Genomic DNA, 19,249 nt, shown 5'->3' on the forward strand with positions numbered 1-19,249 from the left:
TCCATAAAGTCCTTTGTCAAAAAAGCGTGGGGGCAAAATAAGTAATAACCAGAGAAGCCAGTTATTACTTATTGTTCAGTCTAAATTCTTAAAAAGTAATAGTCTGATTATTAATAGTTACCATCATTTATGGGTGTTGATGAGTATTTGGTGCTGGTTGTTGATGATAATGTTGATGCTGGGATGCGTAATAGGGTGAATGATGATGAGTTGTAAAAAAACTATTGGGATGGTACATAGGCAATTGGCCTGGAAAATAAGGTGGGTTCGGATTAACAACGACAGTGTGTTGTCCATTGCTGATTTGAACAGTAGTATTTGATGGGTGAGAGTGTGTTGCAGGGTGATGATGTACTCGTTTCATAAATTATTATCCTTATAAAAATGCAACTGCATTACATACATAAAACTGGCGTTACTCAGATTATTTAAAAATAACCTGAGTGCGAGATTGTAATGTAGATAATTAAACAAGTACAGATAGTATTAAAAATTTACTGTTCTTGCTCGCTTGGCTTTCTTTTCCCCAATATTATTGGCTTTTTGTGCTATAGTTATCTACATATAGTGAGATGCACAAACACACTATTCTAGTCAAGATAATTAACATAACTTAATAAGCTAAGGAGTAAGCACCAAGGGGATTGCTTGTTTTTCTTTGTGTTTAACCAGATTTATTAAGGTTTTGCTATGGATTCTTTAGATTTAGATTTTTATGCCATTACCAGAGCTTTTTTATTTTTTACACTTGTTGGTTTGATGGTACTTCTTGAATATTTCTTTAGCTATAATCATTTAGGCAAAGCAGGAATTCGAAAGCGTAGAATCAGTAATTGGTGTCTGGGAGTGGTTAATATTATAGTTGCTTTTCCTCTTAGCACTTTAACTGTGGCGGCCTGTTGTGAATATTATCAAATAGGATTATTTAATGTGCTGAAGATGCCCTTTTGGCTTGCCTTTATTTTATGGTTCATAATGTATGATTTGTTCGTGTACTTATTTCATCGCCTAAGTCATGCTACTTCCTTATGGTATTTTCATAAAATACATCATTCCGACAAATCACTTAACGTAACAACAAGTTTTAGATTTCATCCCATTGAATATGTTTTATTCAATGTTTTAAAAATAGTTTTGATTATGTTGTTAGGTCCTTATTTCTTTGTCTTACTAATCTCCGATTTTATTCAAGCGGTTCTAGTATTCTGGGGACACAGCAACATTGGTCTGAATATTAAACTTGAGCGAGCACTATCTCGAATAATTATTACTCCGAGATATCATGTGTTGCATCATACTCAAGATGAATGCAGAAGAAATTATACTTCAGGATTAACGTTATGGGACTATTTATTTCATACTCATGCAGAGCCCCTTTGGAATAAAGATGATACCAATAAATTAACTCTCGGAATCCGAACAAAAACAAATTGGACTGAATTAAATATAAATAAATTAATCCATTTTTTTGGCAAGCTACAATTTGTCTATTTCAAATTTCCGCTAATTACGATAGTAGTTGCAATAACTTTTGGAATGGTTGAGTTTTATTAGTTGCTTTAGCATGTGGGCTTTAGTTAAAAATATAGCCGGTTTTCTTTAAAGACTTATTTCCGGGAGCCATAACGTATGATTCCCTGAACATAGATTGTTATCAAATCCCGGCAGCTTCTAATCATGTCAAAAGAAATTTATTTCCCATGCTGAAAGGAAGTAGCAGGTTGATGTTGTTTGGGTGTCTCTTCGCTATGGCAAAGTCTATAAAAAAAACAATAAAGATTATAATAGGGTGAGGCGCCAGGAATAAAATCGGGGGCATTGTCTCCTTTTTTTTCCTTTTGTTTTTGTTCTAAATCCAGCTCGTTAGTCTCTTTTTTCCGCATGTTGTTAGTTGGCTTCATAAATCTTATCCTTAGATTAAGAAAATAAATTGAATTTTTAGTCTCGCTCAAACCAAGAAAGACAATTCCTGGTTTGTTTATAAATAAACGGTTTTATTGCTCATGGCTTGGTGATTCTAGCTCAGATAGGTGATCAATTGTAGTAGTTGTTCCAGATGTGTTATGTTTATCTGACTAATAGGAATTGAGGTGCCAGAACAAGGAATAGATGATGAACTGTTTTCCTTTCTTTGCCAAAAAAAATAAAAAAAGTAACGAAGAAAAAGCAGGAACAACATTAAGCGTGCTTCCTGTAAGTACTTCTACAAATAAAACAACGGTAAAGGAAATTTGTTTTACAGATATATTTTGTGACACTCATCCTTTTGTTTGGTTTTACTATCCGGAACATAACCTGGCCATTTGGACATCAAAACTTGCGGGAACAGCCCAAAACTACCCGGCGGATTATTTGCTTAAACAACTTGCAAAGATTCCTGGAATTACCATCAATCAGGGGGATGCAGCCATCAAGGATGTTAGTGCTTTTCTGCAGAGCCATCAAATGGTTCTTATTAGAACTTGTGAGAGCTGGCAATATATCAAGTCCTCTTCTTTCTCAATGAGCTAATAAATAAGAGAAGTGATAGAAGGTGGGCTCAGGCTCGCAAATGGTGTGTCAGGGTCTTTCAGATGACTCCTCTCATGTCATCGATTGGATGAAGTGCATACTTAGGGTCTGTTGATATTTCTACTGTCTTGGCTAAAAAGCCATGATTTTCTGTACCCCGTTACTCACATGCTTCTATGTATGCTCCGCTACGGTGCTCGAAAACCAAGCTTTTTCGATTCAAGCGGGCGAAATGTTAACAGACCCTAATTAAACATTAGAAAATTGTGAGAATAATAATATACAATGAGATCATTTAAATTCCGAAATGAGCAAAGCATGAAACCTGCGGATGAAAAGCACTGGTCTAAAATCGAATATCTACATCAAAGCGTGAAAAATCCCAACATTCATATCAAAGGTAAACACAGCTATTACAGCGACGCATGGACTGGCAGTTTTGAAGAAACCGTCGTTCGGTATCTTTATGGAGATGAATACAGTTTAAAAACCTGGCAACCACAATGGCCGATCGACCAACTATACATTGGAGATTATGTCTGCATTGCTGCTGAAGCGATAATCCTGTTGGGAGGAAACCATAATCATCGAGCGGACTGGTTTTGTTTGTATCCTTTTGCTGACAAATATGTAGATGCTTATCAGGGCAAAGGCGATACTATTATTGAGGATGGTGTCTGGATCGGGATGCGTGCTGTTATTATGCCTGGTGTTACTATTGGCGAAGGAGCAATAGTGGCAGCAAACAGTATTGTCACCAAAAATGTGGAGCCCTATAGCATTGTTGCTGGAAATCCTGCGAAACTAGTTAGAAAAAGATTTGCAGATGATGTGATTGAACGAATTCTGGCATTAAGTATTTATTCCTGGAGTGAAGCCAAATTTAATTTGTTAAAAAACTATATTTGCAGCAATAACATAGATAAATTGGAGCAGGCAAGCAGGAGCTATGAGCAAAACCATACGATAGAAAGCAAATGATGAATATCAGGCAATTAAGAGCAGGTGACGAAGCCAACTTGGAAATTTTTTTAAAGTCCCATATGGATGAGAGTATGTTTTTACGTAGTAATCTTTATCATTCTGGGTTGTCTTATCATGATAAACCTTTTCATGGTGAGTATTTTGCTTCTTTTGACGATACCAAAAAGATTACTGGCGTATTAGCCCATTATTGGAACGGCAATATAATCGTGCAGTGCCCTGATTTCAATGTATTAAGAGCTCTAGTGGACATTTTTCAAAAAAGTGTGACCAGAGAAATTGCAGGTATTCTGGGTGAAGAGCAGCAAGCCGACGTAGTTATTCAACACCTTCAGCTCAAACACATAGATTATTCCGTGAATTACCCGGATGGGTTATACGCGCTTAATTTACAGAATCTGGCAATGCCTGATAATCAAGACAGATATCAACTGAAAGTCGCCAAAGACTGTGATAAATGTTTATTATATGAATGGATTAGAGCTTATCAAATCGAAGCCTTAGGTGCTGAAGAGGGCAGTTCAATTTTAAAAGAGCACGTAGAGAGTGAAGTGAAAAGTACTCTCGAAGGCAATGATCGTTGGGTTTTAGAGGAGAACGGTATCCCTGTCTCGCTATGCGGTTTTAACGCAAGATTACCGGATATTGTCCAAATTGGACCGGTATGGACACCAGTTACGTTGCGGGGGCGAGGGTATGCTCGAACAGTTGTTGCGCTTAGTCTTAGTGCAGCCCAAAAAAGTGGAGTGAGTCGAGCGGTATTATTTACTAATAATCAAGCCGCCGTACGAGCTTACCAGGCAATTGGTTTTAATAAAGTAGGCAATTATCGATTGGCCATATTAAAAAAACCAATATTCTTAACACGTTAATTGTGAATACCTGTTAAAACAGCAAAGATATTTATTAATAGGAAATAAAAAAGATGGATATGGATATCAAGCATAAGCCTTTGAAACGTGAACTCACTCTATTCGGCGCTACGATGATGGGGCTTGGATCTATTGTCGGCACGGGTGTTTTTGTCAGCATCGGAATTGCGGCGGGTGTCACAGGACCATCCGTCATTCTTGCTATTGCTTTGGCAGCACTTGTTGCTACCTGTAATGCGTTTTCCAGCGCTCAACTTGCCGCAAATCATGCTGTTAGTGGAGGTACTTATGAATACGGATATCGTTATTTACATCCTGCTTTTGGTTTCACTGCCGGTTGGATGTTTTTATGCGCGAAGAGTGCTTCCGCTGCAACGGCAGCACTTGGGTTTGCCGGTTATTTCATTCACCTGTCAGGTTTAGAGACAGTACCTATCATACCTATTGCTTTGATAGTGTCTATCATATTAATACTTTTAGTCTTAAGTGGGCTCAGAAGAACAAACACAGTGAATATTGTTATTGTAATGATTACGTTAGTAACCTTAACCGTTTTTATAATAGGAGGATTACCTGATTTCCTCCAGTGGGGAACGGTTAATTTGAAGCCCTTCTTTCCCGTATCAAACCAGGAAGGATTAAGCCATTTTTTTTATGCTACCGCTTTAATGTTTGTGGCTTATACCGGTTATGGGAGAATTGCAACATTAGCGGAAGAGGTTAAAAATCCAAGAAAATTTATTCCTGCAGCTATTATTATCACTCTGATTGTTAGTGCAATACTTTATATTTTGGTGAGCCTTGTTGCCATTGGGGCTGTGGGGGTTGAAAAACTGGCTCAAGTGACTGAAACAAACGCAACTCCTTTGGAGAGCGCAGCACGAGCTATTGGTATCCCTGGATTGAATGTCTTAATTTCCATCGGGGCATGCACGGCCATGTTAGGGGTATTACTCAATTTAATACTTGGCTTATCTCGTGTGGCCTTGGCTATGGGTAGAAAAGGCGATTTACCGAAGATTTTTTGCTATGTATCAGAAATAAAACATGTTCCTGTTTTTGCTGTCATTGGAGTTGGAGTTGTAATTATTGCTCTGGTATTGACTGGTAGTGTTGAAACAACATGGACATTCAGTGCGTTTACAGTGCTAATCTATTACGCAATTACTAATCTTGCTGCCTTGCGTTTGCCTAAAGAGGAGCAATTGTATTCACCCCTGTTCGCCATCGGAGGGTTGTTATCCTGTCTTTTCCTGGCGTTTTGGGTTCCGATTGGGGTATGGATAACGGGAATCAGTTTACTTGCCCTGGGACTTATTTGGAAAGTTGTTGCCAATCGCTTTTTATAAAGATAAGAAAAAAAGACTGATGTGTTCTAAAATAAACGAGAAGATCAGAGAAAAGGAAGAGCAATGATCGATGGGATTATGGTTTTATGGTTTATTTTACTGATGCTCTCTTTGGCTTTTATAGCTTATGATGTGAGGGAGATGCCAATAGATTGGGTGCAAAAACTCGGATGGGTTTTGGTTGTGGCCTATACCGGCCCTTTCGGCTTGTTTTTTTATTTTTTGACTTGCAGAAGCCCAGGTAAAGGATTGCATGCGTTATATACTAAAGCGCAATGGAAACAGGCGGTTAATTCGGAAGTGCATTGTTTGGCTGGGGATGCGACAGGCATTATATTTGCAGCAATTTTTTTATCCTTTATTGATTTAAGCAACGGTGTAGAGCTGATTCTCGAGTATATTTCTGCATTTATTTTTGGCTGGGTTATTTTTCAGGCTGGAATGATGAGAAATATGTATTCCAGTTATGGAGAAGCATTAAGGAAAACATTTTTTGCAGAAACCGTATCCATGAATTTTGTGATGATGGGTATGATTCCTGTGATGATGATTTTAATGAATTCATTAGAATATGGGCGCAATCCAGCGCATTTGCAATTCTGGTTTATTATGGGAATGGCTACTTTAGTCGGTGGCTTTATCGCTTTTCCAATTAATAACTGGTTGGTTAAGAAAAAATTAAAGCATGGATGTATGACTTTGCCGGAGGGGGAAGAACATACCGAAGGGCATATGGCTCATCATCATGAGGGGCATGAAGCGCATTCTCAGGCACAAGCTAAAATGATTGGTTCGAAAGGAGGGCATGAGCACGCTCATGAAATGGGAAGTTTACCATTAAATATCCAATTAAAATATGTGGGTATAAGTTTTGGAATTTTATTGATTATTGTTTTAATAATGGCCTTTTTCGTTCCATTGAAGATATAACTGAAGTTTTTATTAAATTTGAACAATGTTGGATTAAAATAATCCAACATTGTTTTCGTTCTATTGCATGGTTCTTGATATTGCTTTTCCAGTTGCTTTAATATCTTGTTTAGCCCCTGTTACAGTCCCCTTGACAGTATGGCATGCTGCTAATAGAGCAATGCTGATACTGAGAGTCCCTAACTTGATTAAATTCCTTTTTAAGTTAAACATAACTCCTCCTTTATACGTATGATTCACTTGAATTTTAAATGCCCGTTTTTTACTTGCCGCTGTATGTCTTGGACAATTGAGGGCACGCAGGTCGTTAAACGAGCCATATAAAAATCAAATAATTACGTTGGTATTTTTAGTTAATTTTCATAAAAAGAATTCTTTACATAAAGAATAGAAGAGTATTCTTAATTTTCAAGATACAATTTCTATCCAATGAAACAGCCAGGATTTACGAAAAAAAGTAATCGCCAGAATTCGCTCTTGTTACAAAATTATTTGTAGGTAATAAAACTGATGCGCCCCGTTCGCTCCAAACGAGCTTCTTTCACTGTTGTCAAATCACTTGCATTTAATTTTTCTCTGAAAACTTGCCTCAAATCTTCTTCAGTCACTTGATGTCTTTTCAAAGCACTCCAAATGAGCTGCCCATCTTGTATTAATAGCACCGATTTCCCTTTAACCAGTTTTCCAAATCCGTGGGAATAAAAGGAACAAATAGCAAAGATCCAATGTAAAAAAATAAGTAAACTGCTCCCAGCCATCGCAGATATTAAAGTAGAGTTGCCATTAATTGCGCGACTTAACACGGCGCCAATGACAAATACAAAAATATAATCAAATGCTGTTTCAAAATTGTATCGGGTATTGCCAACGCGGATGATAAAAATTGCGAAAACATAGATAATAAAAGTTCTTATAAAAAGATATAAAAGGTTTGGATCGGAATTAATCTTATGGAGGTAGTCAAGCCACATATCATTTTCAACAAATCATTTATCCTAAAACTATAAATAGAATTGCTTTTCTTTTGCAATAACTTTATCAGGTTTTAAATGGATTGCTTATTGGATGCTTGTCTGGATAAGGGCTAAGTTAGTTACTTAAAAACATCAATCTTAGGCAGATAACCCCCATATCCAGACAAATAGAACCTTATTTTTTCAAATCAGCTCTGATAATTCATTGATATTTATGTCGTCTTTTCTTTCATAAAGAGTTCGTTAAGCTTGTCTTCATAAAAATGGTAATTTAATACCTGATACAACTCTTCGCGAGTTTGCATCTCTGCCAGAATATCTTTTTGGGTACCGTTTTTGCGGATTGTGTCATAAACTTTTTCTGCAGCGGCACTCATTGCCCGAAATGCACTTAAAGGATAAAGAGCCAGGCTAACTCCTACTTCTTTTAATTCTTCCAGCGTAAATAATGGAGTGACTCCAAATTCAGTGATATTCGCCAATACCGGAACATTACATTGCTCAGTTAGCGCCTGATATTCCTCAAGTTTACGTACTCCTTCGAAGAAAATCATATCTGCCCCGGCTTCAATATAAGCATTAATTCGCTCTAGCGCCTTATTTAACCCTTCATTCGCCAGGGCATCGGTTCTTGCCATAATAACAAAATCAGGATCGGTTTTCGCATCCACGGCGGCCTTAATACGATCAATCATTTCTTCTTTTTCAACCAGTGCCTTACCTGGGCGGTGACCACATCGTTTCGCTTGAACCTGATCTTCAATATGAACCGCGGCTACCCCTGCTTTAATCATTTCCTTGATAGTGCGGGCGATGCTAAAAGCGCCACCCCACCCTGTATCAATATCGACAAGTAAAGGCAAATCAACCGCGCTCATGATGCGCCGTGCGTCTTCAACTACATCATTTAATGTGGTAATTCCCAGGTCTGGTAAGCCGTAAGAGGCATTAGCCACCCCTGCTCCTGAAAGATAAATGGCATGAAATCCTGCTTTTTGGGCTTGCAAAGCGGTATAGGCATTAATTGTTCCTACAACTTGCAATGGTTTTTCTTTCATTAACGCTTCGCGTAGTTTTTTTCCCTGGCTGTATCGAAAATTTGACATTTGGTTTCCTTGTTTTGCCTAAGATGAGAATTTATCAGGACTTACGAAAAATCCCAATCTCTTTGTTAAAAAAAGTTTTTAATTCGGTCATTTAGTTTATCTAAACTCCTTCATTAAAAACATTTTTTGCCTTGATCTTGGGGTTTTTCGTAAGTCTGGTTTATTTTATTTTTACGTTTTTTTGGATATTTTTTCAAACTTCTGGAAATGCACAGCAAAACGACATCCAAAGCTTGAAAAGCGTATAGATCATGTACCAAAGACAAGCTTGTTTGCCTGATATCATAACGGGAGATGGCAAAAATCAATTACAAATCATGAATAACCCAAACATTTGGCTCAATGTATATTCCAATATCCTTTTCTTTATTGATAGTGACAGGATTTAACCCGCCTTTAACAAGATATTGACCCGTTTGAAGTAACGGATGGCCGAACCATTGTTCCCACTGAGCAATATTCGCTGTGATCACGCGTGATTGCTGGCATGGATAAGCTATTTTTCCTCCCAGTTGTGCATGAACTCTTAACCAAGGATCAAAAATAGTATTATCCACTCTTTTCCACTTCAAATAATCCTCTAGGGAAATAAGCGGGTAGTTTTCTTTTTGGCTAGGTCTGGCTGGCACTATTAGTGCTTTATATTGAGCCTCCTGTGCACTGGCTTTTAACCGATTCAATAAGGGTTTGCTTAAACCAAGTCTTTGGTAAGCCGGATTCACTGTCACTGATACAGCAGCAAGATAATTGGATTGGGTTAAGGGTGTTGTAGATTCCAAATGAGACAGGACCCAATTTAATCCTTCTTGTGGCAAATTATCGAGTGATTGATCAAGTGCTACTGGCAAAGAATTAATAACAGCTACTACCTCACCATTATAGTGAGATAGCCATTGGTATAAAGGATAATGACTATAGAGCTTAAAAAGAGTGTCATTTTTAATGCGTTGATAATCAGACCAAATCTTTTGCCGCAAATGTAAAATTTTCTCTATCCAGTCTTCTTGTATCTTGCCGGTTAGCCACGTAAGTTTATTGAGCATGAGCTTGTACCAAAAGGTGTTCCTTTGCGTTAATTAAACCAGACCACCAATCTTCCATTATATTGATCGCTACATACGCGCCATCCAATATTTCTTTTTCTTGGAGAAAAATATTGGGATCAACGTGCTCTTGAGCAAGCGTATGATCCATAAACTTGCCTAACTCATCTTTATGTGCCTGTTCTACTCCATCCAGGTGTAAATCATGGAATTGCTTGATGCGAGAATTCTCAAAATCCAAACGTTTTCTTTGACAAAGCTCGGCGCTTATTTCTTTAAATAAAATATGCTCAAATATTGCAGCTGTTTCAGTAGCGTACATAACGCCAAGGGTTTTGGATGCGTTAATCTCAATCAAGGCTTCAAGGCGCATAAAAAACTGTCTGGTTGACACATACGGAATCCTGTTTGTTACATCCAGGCCGATTTTTTTTAGTGCATGCCGATACATTTGAGCATGATTTTTTTCTTCGTTATAGTTAGCTAGTAACTCTTCAGAAACTCCGGGATCAGAAAGCGACTTGGTTTGGATATGAGAATTCATTAAGAAACGAGTATTGTTTAACGAAAATTGATAATGCTCCATGGTTATCCATTCAAGATAACTCGTCGAAAATTTTTTTAGGTCACTAAAATAATTTAAAATTTCGGTAGTAAATTGGTTGTTTCTCTTATCCATGTATTCTCTTATCATGAAGCCTCCAGTCAGTATTAAAATCAATTCATCAAGGGTTTACCATAACTATAAAGATCATATAATTAAAATATTATTTTATAATTATCTTGATAATTTTTAGTTATGATAAATTTTTCACAAATCCAGGTATTTATTACAATTGTCGAATCGGGTGGATTTATTGCTGCTGGAGAGAAGATGCACCGTTCACAGCCGGCAATCACTAATGCCATAAAAAAATTGGAGTCCAGCCTGGGCTTCGAACTGTTTGATAGAAAAGTATACCGACCTCAACTCACTGCGAAAGGTATAGCTTTTTATCAAAAAGCAAGAGAAGTGGTCGCTCAATTTATGCAACTGGAAAATAGTGCTGAAACATTGAGATCCGGAGTAGAAACACAGTTTTCTATAGATCTCGATATTGCTTTACCATTGCCAGGATATGCTCCGCTTATTCAATCTTTCATAAGACAATATCCCGAAACTTGTTTTTCACTAAGTAACAATACTTTTGTTCGATGTCTTGAGCGCCTGGAAAGAAGAGAGTGCCATTTGTGTATAGCTGCAAGCCATATCCGCTCTCCACAGATAGAATATTTGCGTATGCCTTCCATACGAATGATTCCTGTTGCGAGCAGGGACTATTATGGCCAGCATAAAGAACGAATAAATAATCCCAAACTGGGAATATACTGCATGCAAATTATGATAGCTGGCACGCAACAGGAATTATATCAACTCAAGATTGAGCCATTAAGTCATTCTATGCCCAAATGGTTAGTGGGTGATATGTATATTCGTAAACAACTGATTTTATCGGGTATGGGTATTGGCCGTTTACCGGATCATCTGGTTGAAAAGGAGTTGGCAGAGGGCTCTTTGGTTCAGTTAAATACTAGGGATTATGTAGCCGTTACTATGGATATTTATGCTATGCGGTTAAATAATCAAGAGCATGGTATGGTCTCCAATTATGCTTGGCAGTCACTAAAAAGTTATGCTGAAGACACAGTATCTCCCGATTTGAAATAACCAATTTTTGCGTTTGCTTGCTAATTCAAGCAGTTTGGTGGACCGAATATTTGAAAAACAGGAGATGATTCATTGACATAAAACCAAGATAAGCCTAAATTTAAATCAAAAAGACATAAAATTGATCTCCAGTTGGATATTATAATGATTGATTTTAAAATAAATTCCCAACCTGATGATGAATCTTGCGGGCCAACCTGTTTACATGCCATATATCAATATTATGGCTTGGATATCAGTTATGAAGAGGTGGCAAACCAGGTAGAGAGCTTTTTATCTGGTGGAACAATAGCGCCCATGCTTGGTAAACATGCCTTGCAATTGGGATTTAAAGTGACCCTTTATGTCAATAATTTACAATTGTATGACCCGACATGGTTTAATAGCGATGGTTCATCAAATACCGACGTTCTGAGAGAAATGCTCATGCAACAAATGAGGTATAAGCGTAACCAGTATCTTGCCCGCGGAACACATGCAGCACTTGATTTTCTGACTTTAGGGGGCGCTATCTATTTTCGATGCCTGACTGCAGAAATTTTAAAGGAATATTTTGCCAGGCAGATTCCCATATTGACAGGTCTTAGTTCAACCTATCTGTATAACTGCAGTCGGGAATTATTCAACAAGGAAGGCAAATCGAGGAGTGATCCTATTCGCGGCCTACCGTGCGGACATTTTGTTGTTCTATGCGGATACAACCAAAAACATCGCTTAGTAGTGGTCGCTGATCCTTACAAAAAGAATCCGGTTTCAGGGGATAATTATTACACCGTATCCATCCATAGATTAATTAACGCAATTATGTTGGGAGTAGTGACGCGTGATGGTAATTTATTGATTATTCAGCCGAAATACGCGTAGGCGAGCAGCGAATTCTAACTATCCCAGATCAAGGGATTATGTCACCAGATTTTTAATATTGATTTCAATATAAGAGGCCATGTATGTCTCTTCTTTATTGTCTGCTAATAATTGATATAGAATGGATGCTGGTTAATTTGATGTGTCATTTGTCATGAGCGTAATAATTGATTCCTTAAAAAATTCTGATGTGCCTCATCTCTATTTGTTAAAGGTCGGCTTAACAAGAAAAGAATATAACAACACCTCCATGATGAGCCGAGATGAAAAACGACAACTGGTGAATAACATCATAGCGAAAGCTTCTCACGAAGAAATTTTGAAAATTATCAATGACTTAATGGCCATTGAACTTTCAATAGAATCAACTGACCCAATTCGTACAGGTAATCGCCTCATAGGGCAACTGCTGCTGGGTTATATCACAAAAATTGATCAGCAAAATTTTATTAATTTTTATGATCAAACAATAAAAAACGGCAATAAAACATTAGGGGATTATTTAATCCCGGAACAAGTAAAACAAATTTGGGCTACTATAAAACAAACGGCTGTAAAATATTTTTCTCTGAATCATAGAGACGCTGATTATCAAGCGTTTCTAAATAAAGGGTTTAGAATTTTGCCTATTTTTTACTATCAGCAACAATTTCCTGAAATTACTCCCGAGCAATATAGACAAGGAGTCAGGCCAGTTGAATTGACAAGAGAACGAGAGGAAATCAAGAACGCATTTCACAATAATTTGTCCGCCAATGTAACAATCCCGGCATTTCCTGAGGCGAATTATCTGAAGACCAGATTGGCTGAAATAAAGATGCATATTATGGCCAATGAATGGAAACTAGCTAATTATTCATTTTATAGTGATGGTGTTATGCATGGTGATAAACGCCTTCCTCATCGAGTAAAGGATATTCTGGATGTAATTGAAAAATTCGAAAGCAGTAAATTAAACGCCAAAGCGGCTTATAAGCAAATTGTTGTGAAAGCTAAAGAGGCTTTGGATTACCCGAGGAGCGGTCGATTTTCTGAAACGACCGATTTTTATCAAGATATATATAGTCATCATATCTTGCGAGATGATTACCAATTTAATCATTCTAGAGAATTAACAAGTTACCATGGATCTTTATTTAATATAAATCGCTAAAGATAAATTTAGTCATTTTAAATCATCAATTCCAAGGCAAGAAAACTGCTTTATTAACTTGGTAGACGGCAGTGCATTTTGAGCGATTGCCCGAGCATGTTATTCATGTAAAAAAGATGAATTAGAGATATGCATTTGCAAATGCCACTAGAAAACAAGAGTGTCCTGGAAGTTAAAGTATAGATTTGAGTTTCACTACAGCAGGCAAGTAACCTGGTGTGGGGGCGTAGCCTGCATCCTGAGGTTACATTGTATTCTCTGAAGTCAAGAACTGATTAACCCAATAAGGCATTGGTATGCTGACACAGCTAAAGAAAGGCTTTATTCCAGTTTTCATCGTTATGTCCACTCTGGGTTATTGAATGAGAATGGGGGAGGTGGGGAGTGAATTAGTGGTAAAGGTAACCCCAGGACACGGGTTTTACCCTCCTCCCAGGCTGCTAAAGTCTTGCCGCACAATATTCAAAATTTTCAACCCAATTATCATTATAGCTTTGCTTTCATTCGAGCCAGAATTTGATTTGTTCAAAATCGACGAACTATACTTAAACTGACATGTTCTTTGTATTATCAATTTGAGTCGGTAATGGCCAAAAATAAAGGGCCAAAGACGCGAAATAGTTCATTCTTTCAGAATCATTTGAAGGTCTCTGTTGCGAAATTATTGTTCTCAGAGGGAGTGGGCGATTGGTATAAAAAAAAGGGCTATGGTGCTCAAGATACGGATAAAGATTTCCTGGAACCATTTGCTGATTTTCTTAATCAACAAAAAACCAATCCTGAAGCCGCTTATTTTAACGCGTTCCAGAATCTTGAATTAACATTAAACAGGGTACCCTCTCAATTGGTTTCAGGGGATTGGTGTGAATTGGAGATCCTGAAATGCGAACCAGAGCCAGATTCTCCTCAAAAACCGGGTACTGGTAAACACATTGTATATTTTCCTGGCGCAAATACCTACTATCAAGCGTGTTTTCGGGATATTAGCGCTGCGGCAAAAGAAACGGGGGCAACGGTACACGCGCTCAATTTTCCAGGCATCGGAATGAGTACAGGAGAAGTTACGGAGGCTAATGATTTAACCAACGCAGGTATTGCAGCGGTTTTGTCTTTATTAAATCAGGGCGTCAAGCCAGATGATATTGTTTTGCAAGGCGATTGTTTTGGGGCGTCAGTAGCGCTGGAGGTAAAAAATGAGATTGAGAAGCAAGCGGATATAAAAGTACGACTTATAATGAACAATGCATTTAAATCGTTTAAAGCCGCTGTTTCAGACTTAATCGATCGATCTCCTTTAATTCCTTCAGCATCAAAATCTATTGTTAAAAATTTGCTGGAATTTACCGGATGGAACGTTGCCCCTGGACAAAAGTATATCCATTCAGATCCCCACCAGTGTTATATTCAGCATGAAGGGGATCAAACCTTAACTACCGCGACTTTATCCTCCAAAATCGCTAAATATAAAGAAGAAATAAGAACAGGGAGAACCACATCCCGCTCAAGAGATCCTGTTATTGACAGCTGCCCTGAGGAATACAAACCATATCGTGACTTTCTTGATGAGAATTGTTTTGTCAGAGTTAGAGAGTCTGCAAAAGAACGGTTAGCTGCTAAATTTGGTGTGGACAGCCGCGGTGAGGTTAATGCCCATTTTGCCGATCTTTGTGAATTGGAAATGCTGGGAGGGCAATCGGTCTATGAAGGATTTATTAATAACTACTTGGTAATGTCAGATAAATACATAAATGCACATCCTCAAAATGACTATGATCCTGATAAAATTAATTTTCTTTCTTCTAAGAATATGGGCTTTACTCCAAAATCAAGTTAATTCAAAGCAAGTAACCCTCTTCTCATGCTCTGCTATTGTTATGTCGATAGGGTAAGCTCATTGATAAAAGCCGGTTAAAGGATAATATCATCCAAACATTCCACCATCGGGGAACAGTATTGTCTCTTCCAGTTCGGTTTCAACCCGATGAATTAGGACGGATACGGCTTCTTTGGTATGGGTATTTAGGTGTTGATCGGGTTTGGGCATTTGATTTGCCAGCAAAGTGAGTTGCAATCATTGCTGAGCTCAATGATTGGTTACCAACAATTTGATTGCTTTCTATTTTTATGGGTTTAACTTTTCTCAAAGGTCATAAGAATGGGGCAAGGCGAAGAGCTGGTTTCCATACATTTTGTTACTAAGAGTGAAAGTTTATTCCGAGCTTCGGTTAATTCATTAATTTTTAAATTTAGTTTTTCAATACGCTTTTCAGCCATATCTCTTACGCGCTCTCGATCATTTTTAGCATCAAACTCCAATAGTTCTTTTATTTCTTTTAAAGTAAAGCCTGCTTTTTTTGCTAAAAGAATAAACCTTAAACGATTTATATCATCGTCACCATAACGCCTTATTTTTTCAGCCCCAAGTTCTTTGTTAAGCAACGGAACATGAAGCAGTCCCTGGCGTTGATAATAACGCACGGTTTCAATGCCAACTCCACATAATTTAGCAAATTCACCAATTTTTTTATTATTCATTACTTGACTCCGTACTATAGTACGTACTCTATATTACTATTTATAGACCATTAATCATAGGGGATAGAAATGAATCATACTTCAATTAAAAAAGCGGTTTTGTATCGCATGGTGATAGAACATCATGTTTGCCCTTATGGTCTCAAAGCTAGAGATTTATTAAGACGTCAAGGCTATGAGGTAGAAGATAATTGGCTAACAACCCGTGAACAGGTCGAGGCGTTTAAGGATAAACACAATGTGAAAACCACACCTCAGACTTTTTTCAACGATGAGCGTATAGGTGGTTATGACGATTTACGGCGTTACTTTGGAAAGAAAGTAAGAGACCCAAAAGAAAAAAGTTATCGCCCCGTCATCGTACTGTTTGCGATTACCGCTTTAATGGCGATGGCAGTGAGTTATACTCGCTTTGCCAATCCTTTTACACCACATGCTTTAAGCTGGTTTATTGCATTTAGCATGGCAGTTCTTGCTTTATTAAAGCTCCAGAATATCGAAAGCTTCTCAACCATGTTTTTAAACTATGACCTCCTGGCCAAACGCTGGGTTCCTTACAGCTATATTTACCCATTTGCTGAAGGTTTAGCGGGGATATTAATGATTGCAGGAGCGTTAAATTGGCTTTCTATTCCAATTGCCTTATTTATTGGAACTGTAGGTGCTCTTTCGGTTTTTAAAGCCGTTTATATCGACAAGCGTGAGCTTAAATGTGCCTGTGTGGGAGGTGATAGTAACGTACCTTTAGGATTTATTTCTCTCACTGAAAATTTAATGATGATAGGAATGGCTTTATTCATGTTGCTTATGTAATTCAGCTAGCAAGCGTAGCCCGGATTAAGTGGAACGAAATCCGGGAGTATGACTGCGCTTGCATCAGTGCTACGCCAGCTATACACTGTCAACATATAAAAAGTTGATCATCGGGCTATTGATATCTAAGATTGTTAAAGTTCTCTTAAGACAGACCTTGTATAATGAGCATTTTTTATATTTATTCCAGTTTTGCCAGATGAGCAAAGAAATCAAGAAAAACCTACAGAACAATAATTCAGCCTTTGTCTACTTGCGTAGCACGGGGCTCGCTACAAACTCTCTGTCGAGCATTCTGCAGTACATGACACGCATCATTGTACTTACGGAAAGCGCGGGCATTGCCCTGGGCATTCTGGGAGTGCTCTTTTCAGTCATTGGTTTTGTAAGCAGTACTATTGCAAGAATACTTGATCCAACAGCCTCTAAATTAAGTCGTGTGATGTCGGCTGGTATTCTCATTGCAGCTGCAGCAGGGGCTATACCACTCATCTATCTGGGAACGTTATTCCCCACGATGTGGGTATATCTTGGTATAGGCATTATGGGGTTTGGCATACTTAATTCGTCATACTACCTTTATTCGGACGTGCGTAAGGAAAATGCACTCATAAATCAGTATAAAGATAACCCTGAACAATATGTGGAAAGCATTAAAGAAAAGCGACAAGCCAAGTACGAAAAACTTCTCAACACGCGGCTCGACGATAAGCAAGCACGAGTGCTGCTAGTTTTTAAGCTTTACCAACTTGACAAGAAATTAGCCTTTGCTAAACAAGAGGGGCCAGCTAGACTTTACGACATCGTATGCCATCGCAAGCACACCCGTAGTCTGGAGAGATTTATTGACCTTGGCACTTCTCTTACAAGCCTTATTGTTGGGGTGTCAGGCCTGTTTTGGGGAATCGCTGCCTGGCCAATTGGCCCCATATTGCTCGGTATATCTTTGGCTGTATTTTCTGTAAGCCTATCAAAGTCGGCGATACAGTTTTATAGAAAAGTTAATAAAAACAATGCGCTTTTAAAAGAGGTTCTCTCAAATGATAGATATGTATCACTTATTGATGCGAATCTGGACAACCCGTATGACATCGAAGAGATGGGCACTGTGGAAAAAACACAAGAGAAGGTTTGTACGCGTGAGCTTTCACAAGAGTCTGCGCTCTCTAAAGACCAAGAACATAAAGAACATTATACCAAACTCTTCCAGCCTGTGAATAAAACCGCTCTCAGGCCAAACGATGAAGAGACCGATGAGCTAAGCTGTAAGTCGCTAAATCGTATTCAAGCGCAATAGGTCGCTGAAATAAATCACGGCACTGTTTTTCCAACGGTAGGCTTTAATATTAATCACTTGAGCAAGCGTAGACCGGATTATGTCAATTGGATTTGAATGATGAATTTTGTGATGGACACATTTTGGTGAGTAAGAATTAATCGACAAACGCCGTGCTTAACAACTAAGCCTTCGTTTTTTTGAGGTTCATAAAATTGAAATGCCAAACAAAATTGGTTAGATTCTACAATTAATATAGTTTTGCTAATCCCCTTCCCTTACAGGAAACTTATGCATCAAACTACGTTAATCTACTCAACTAGCCTTATTCGTAAAGCGATTTTTAGTTTTTGGTATAAAACCGTTGGACCTTTAATGATCCTAACTTGGTTGGCGTTAATGGGATATTTAATCTTCCTAATATCTAATGAAGATTATTCTTGGATTACTGGCGCACTTGGAGCGATACTCTTTTTTTCTGTTGCGATAGCTATTATGCTGTATCTCGTTCATTATCGGGGCTCTATAAACAAATTCAAGAAAATGGGACATCCTGATGCTATATTTTTGGCTTCTGAGGATAATTTCACATTTTCATCAGATCAAGGCTCAGTCACCCTTCCTTGGTCATCAATTGAGTCAGTTTGGCAATTTTCCGATTACTATTTATTGTTTTACTCAAAATCCCAATTTTCTATCTTTCCTCTCGCGGGTGTTAATGAAGAAATTCAACACTATATTATTAAGCATGTACAAGATGCTGGTGGAAAAATAAATTGAGTTTTAGAGCGATGCACAAAATGAAGATCTATTAATTGTAGAGTCTAATCAGAATATGGAAATTCATACTCATAAAGGTAAGACGGTGGTGTTATTGCAATCTATGGTAAAACATTGCGCCTTAACCATGATCCAATACCCGCTTCTTCACTTTACGATGATCTCGGTGATAGCGCCAACGCTGTGTTTTTAAATATAAATCCATACGTACTTCCCCCATTTTTGCTTTCCTTCTTTCGGTAATAGGTAAGCAAGCGTAGCCCGGATGGAGTGGAACGAAATCCGGGGTGTTCGAAACCCAATATCCCGGATTACGGCTGCGCCTGCATCCAGGCTACGCTGGGCTATTTA

At 38.1% G+C, this 19,249-nt stretch carries 22 protein-coding genes; 13 read left to right on the forward strand and 9 right to left on the reverse strand.

Annotated features, from left to right (window positions below; genetic code table 11):
- Window positions 1-127: 127 nt before the first annotated feature.
- Window positions 128-364, reverse strand: coding sequence for a hypothetical protein (locus CC34_RS0105490; protein WP_027228332.1), 237 nt, complete (start codon window positions 362-364; stop codon window positions 128-130).
- 326 nt (window positions 365-690) lie between these two features.
- Between CC34_RS0105490 and CC34_RS0105495 the strand changes: the two genes are divergently transcribed.
- Window positions 691-1,554, forward strand: a complete 864-nt coding sequence (locus CC34_RS0105495) for a sterol desaturase family protein (protein WP_027228333.1) — start codon at window positions 691-693, stop codon at window positions 1,552-1,554.
- Window positions 1,555-1,691: 137 nt separating this feature from the next.
- Here the strand turns inward: CC34_RS0105495 and CC34_RS0105500 are convergent, their stop codons facing one another.
- The gene (locus CC34_RS0105500; protein ID WP_027228334.1) at window positions 1,692-1,901 is read right to left on the reverse strand and encodes a hypothetical protein; all 210 of its coding nucleotides are present in this window, start codon (window positions 1,899-1,901) and stop codon (window positions 1,692-1,694) included.
- Between the two features lie 211 nt (window positions 1,902-2,112).
- Between CC34_RS0105500 and CC34_RS0105505 the strand changes: the two genes are divergently transcribed.
- The 5 genes from CC34_RS0105505 to CC34_RS0105525 all read left to right on the forward strand — a co-directional run bounded on the left by CC34_RS0105505 (window position 2,113) and on the right by CC34_RS0105525 (window position 6,646).
- Entirely contained in the window at window positions 2,113-2,511 is a 399-nt protein-coding gene (locus tag CC34_RS0105505; protein ID WP_027228335.1) for a hypothetical protein, read from the forward strand.
- A 318-nt stretch (window positions 2,512-2,829) separates the two neighbouring features.
- Window positions 2,830-3,492, forward strand: a complete 663-nt coding sequence (locus tag CC34_RS0105510; protein WP_027228336.1) for a CatB-related O-acetyltransferase — start codon at window positions 2,830-2,832, stop codon at window positions 3,490-3,492.
- Entirely contained in the window at window positions 3,489-4,367 is an 879-nt protein-coding gene (locus CC34_RS0105515) for a GNAT family N-acetyltransferase (protein ID WP_027228337.1), read from the forward strand. The genes CC34_RS0105510 and CC34_RS0105515 overlap by 4 nt, the downstream gene beginning before the upstream one ends.
- Window positions 4,368-4,420: 53 nt before the next feature.
- Window positions 4,421-5,716, forward strand: coding sequence for an APC family permease (locus CC34_RS0105520; protein WP_027228338.1), 1,296 nt, complete (start codon window positions 4,421-4,423; stop codon window positions 5,714-5,716).
- A gap of 63 nt (window positions 5,717-5,779) precedes the next feature.
- Window positions 5,780-6,646 (forward strand): DUF4396 domain-containing protein, encoded by an 867-nt coding sequence (locus tag CC34_RS0105525; RefSeq protein ID WP_028379228.1) that lies wholly within the window; start codon window positions 5,780-5,782, stop codon window positions 6,644-6,646.
- A gap of 60 nt (window positions 6,647-6,706) precedes the next feature.
- Here CC34_RS0105525 and CC34_RS1000000117365 read toward each other — a convergent pair whose 3' ends face one another.
- The 5 genes from CC34_RS1000000117365 to CC34_RS0105555 form a co-directional block, all read right to left on the reverse strand.
- Entirely contained in the window at window positions 6,707-6,859 is a 153-nt protein-coding gene (locus CC34_RS1000000117365) for a hypothetical protein (RefSeq protein WP_011214339.1), read from the reverse strand.
- Window positions 6,860-7,134: 275 nt separating this feature from the next.
- Window positions 7,135-7,617 carry a DUF421 domain-containing protein gene (locus CC34_RS0105535; RefSeq protein WP_014840716.1) on the reverse strand — a complete coding sequence of 161 codons (483 nt, stop codon included), beginning with the start codon at window positions 7,615-7,617 and terminating at the stop codon, window positions 7,135-7,137.
- 215 nt (window positions 7,618-7,832) lie between these two features.
- On the reverse strand, window positions 7,833-8,726 hold the full coding sequence (gene prpB / locus CC34_RS0105540; protein WP_027228340.1) for a methylisocitrate lyase: 894 nt from the start codon (window positions 8,724-8,726) through the stop codon (window positions 7,833-7,835).
- A gap of 308 nt (window positions 8,727-9,034) precedes the next feature.
- A complete protein-coding gene (locus CC34_RS0105550) occupies window positions 9,035-9,769 on the reverse strand; it encodes an N-acetyltransferase (RefSeq protein ID WP_027228341.1) in 735 nt (244 codons plus the stop codon).
- The gene (locus CC34_RS0105555) at window positions 9,759-10,463 is read right to left on the reverse strand and encodes a DUF3865 domain-containing protein (protein ID WP_027228342.1); all 705 of its coding nucleotides are present in this window, start codon (window positions 10,461-10,463) and stop codon (window positions 9,759-9,761) included. The genes CC34_RS0105550 and CC34_RS0105555 overlap by 11 nt, the downstream gene beginning before the upstream one ends.
- Window positions 10,464-10,568: 105 nt before the next feature.
- Here CC34_RS0105555 and CC34_RS0105560 point away from each other — a divergent pair, with 105 nt between their 5' ends.
- The 4 genes from CC34_RS0105560 to sdbB all read left to right on the forward strand — a co-directional run bounded on the left by CC34_RS0105560 (window position 10,569) and on the right by sdbB (window position 15,328).
- Entirely contained in the window at window positions 10,569-11,477 is a 909-nt protein-coding gene (locus CC34_RS0105560; RefSeq protein ID WP_027228343.1) for a LysR family transcriptional regulator, read from the forward strand.
- Window positions 11,478-11,621: 144 nt separating this feature from the next.
- Window positions 11,622-12,341, forward strand: a complete 720-nt coding sequence (locus tag CC34_RS0105565) for a C39 family peptidase (protein ID WP_027228344.1) — start codon at window positions 11,622-11,624, stop codon at window positions 12,339-12,341.
- Window positions 12,342-12,495: 154 nt separating this feature from the next.
- Complete coding sequence (locus tag CC34_RS0105570) at window positions 12,496-13,494, forward strand: hypothetical protein (RefSeq protein ID WP_011214346.1); 999 nt, start codon at window positions 12,496-12,498, stop codon at window positions 13,492-13,494.
- 586 nt (window positions 13,495-14,080) lie between these two features.
- Window positions 14,081-15,328, forward strand: coding sequence for a Dot/Icm T4SS effector alpha/beta hydrolase (sdbB, locus tag CC34_RS0105575; protein WP_028378756.1), 1,248 nt, complete (start codon window positions 14,081-14,083; stop codon window positions 15,326-15,328).
- 87 nt (window positions 15,329-15,415) lie between these two features.
- Here sdbB and CC34_RS1000000117680 read toward each other — a convergent pair whose 3' ends face one another.
- A complete protein-coding gene (locus tag CC34_RS1000000117680; protein ID WP_258073495.1) occupies window positions 15,416-15,538 on the reverse strand; it encodes a hypothetical protein in 123 nt (40 codons plus the stop codon).
- Between the two features lie 86 nt (window positions 15,539-15,624).
- Window positions 15,625-16,029 carry a MerR family transcriptional regulator gene (locus tag CC34_RS0105585; protein WP_027228347.1) on the reverse strand — a complete coding sequence of 135 codons (405 nt, stop codon included), beginning with the start codon at window positions 16,027-16,029 and terminating at the stop codon, window positions 15,625-15,627.
- Window positions 16,030-16,098: 69 nt separating this feature from the next.
- Here CC34_RS0105585 and CC34_RS0105590 point away from each other — a divergent pair, with 69 nt between their 5' ends.
- The 3 genes from CC34_RS0105590 (at window position 16,099) to CC34_RS0105600 (ending at window position 18,898) form a co-directional block, all read left to right on the forward strand.
- Window positions 16,099-16,842 (forward strand): glutaredoxin family protein, encoded by a 744-nt coding sequence (locus CC34_RS0105590; RefSeq protein WP_027228348.1) that lies wholly within the window; start codon window positions 16,099-16,101, stop codon window positions 16,840-16,842.
- 199 nt (window positions 16,843-17,041) lie between these two features.
- Window positions 17,042-18,139 (forward strand): lpg0059 family Dot/Icm T4SS effector, encoded by a 1,098-nt coding sequence (gene ceg2 / locus CC34_RS0105595; RefSeq protein WP_027228349.1) that lies wholly within the window; start codon window positions 17,042-17,044, stop codon window positions 18,137-18,139.
- A 270-nt stretch (window positions 18,140-18,409) separates the two neighbouring features.
- Window positions 18,410-18,898, forward strand: coding sequence for a YcxB family protein (locus CC34_RS0105600; protein WP_027228350.1), 489 nt, complete (start codon window positions 18,410-18,412; stop codon window positions 18,896-18,898).
- The last annotated feature ends 351 nt before the right edge of the window (window positions 18,899-19,249 follow it).

Source organism: Legionella pneumophila subsp. fraseri, from assembly GCF_000586315.1.
In the GTDB taxonomy this organism is placed as follows: Bacteria; Pseudomonadota; Gammaproteobacteria; order Legionellales; family Legionellaceae; genus Legionella; species Legionella pneumophila_B.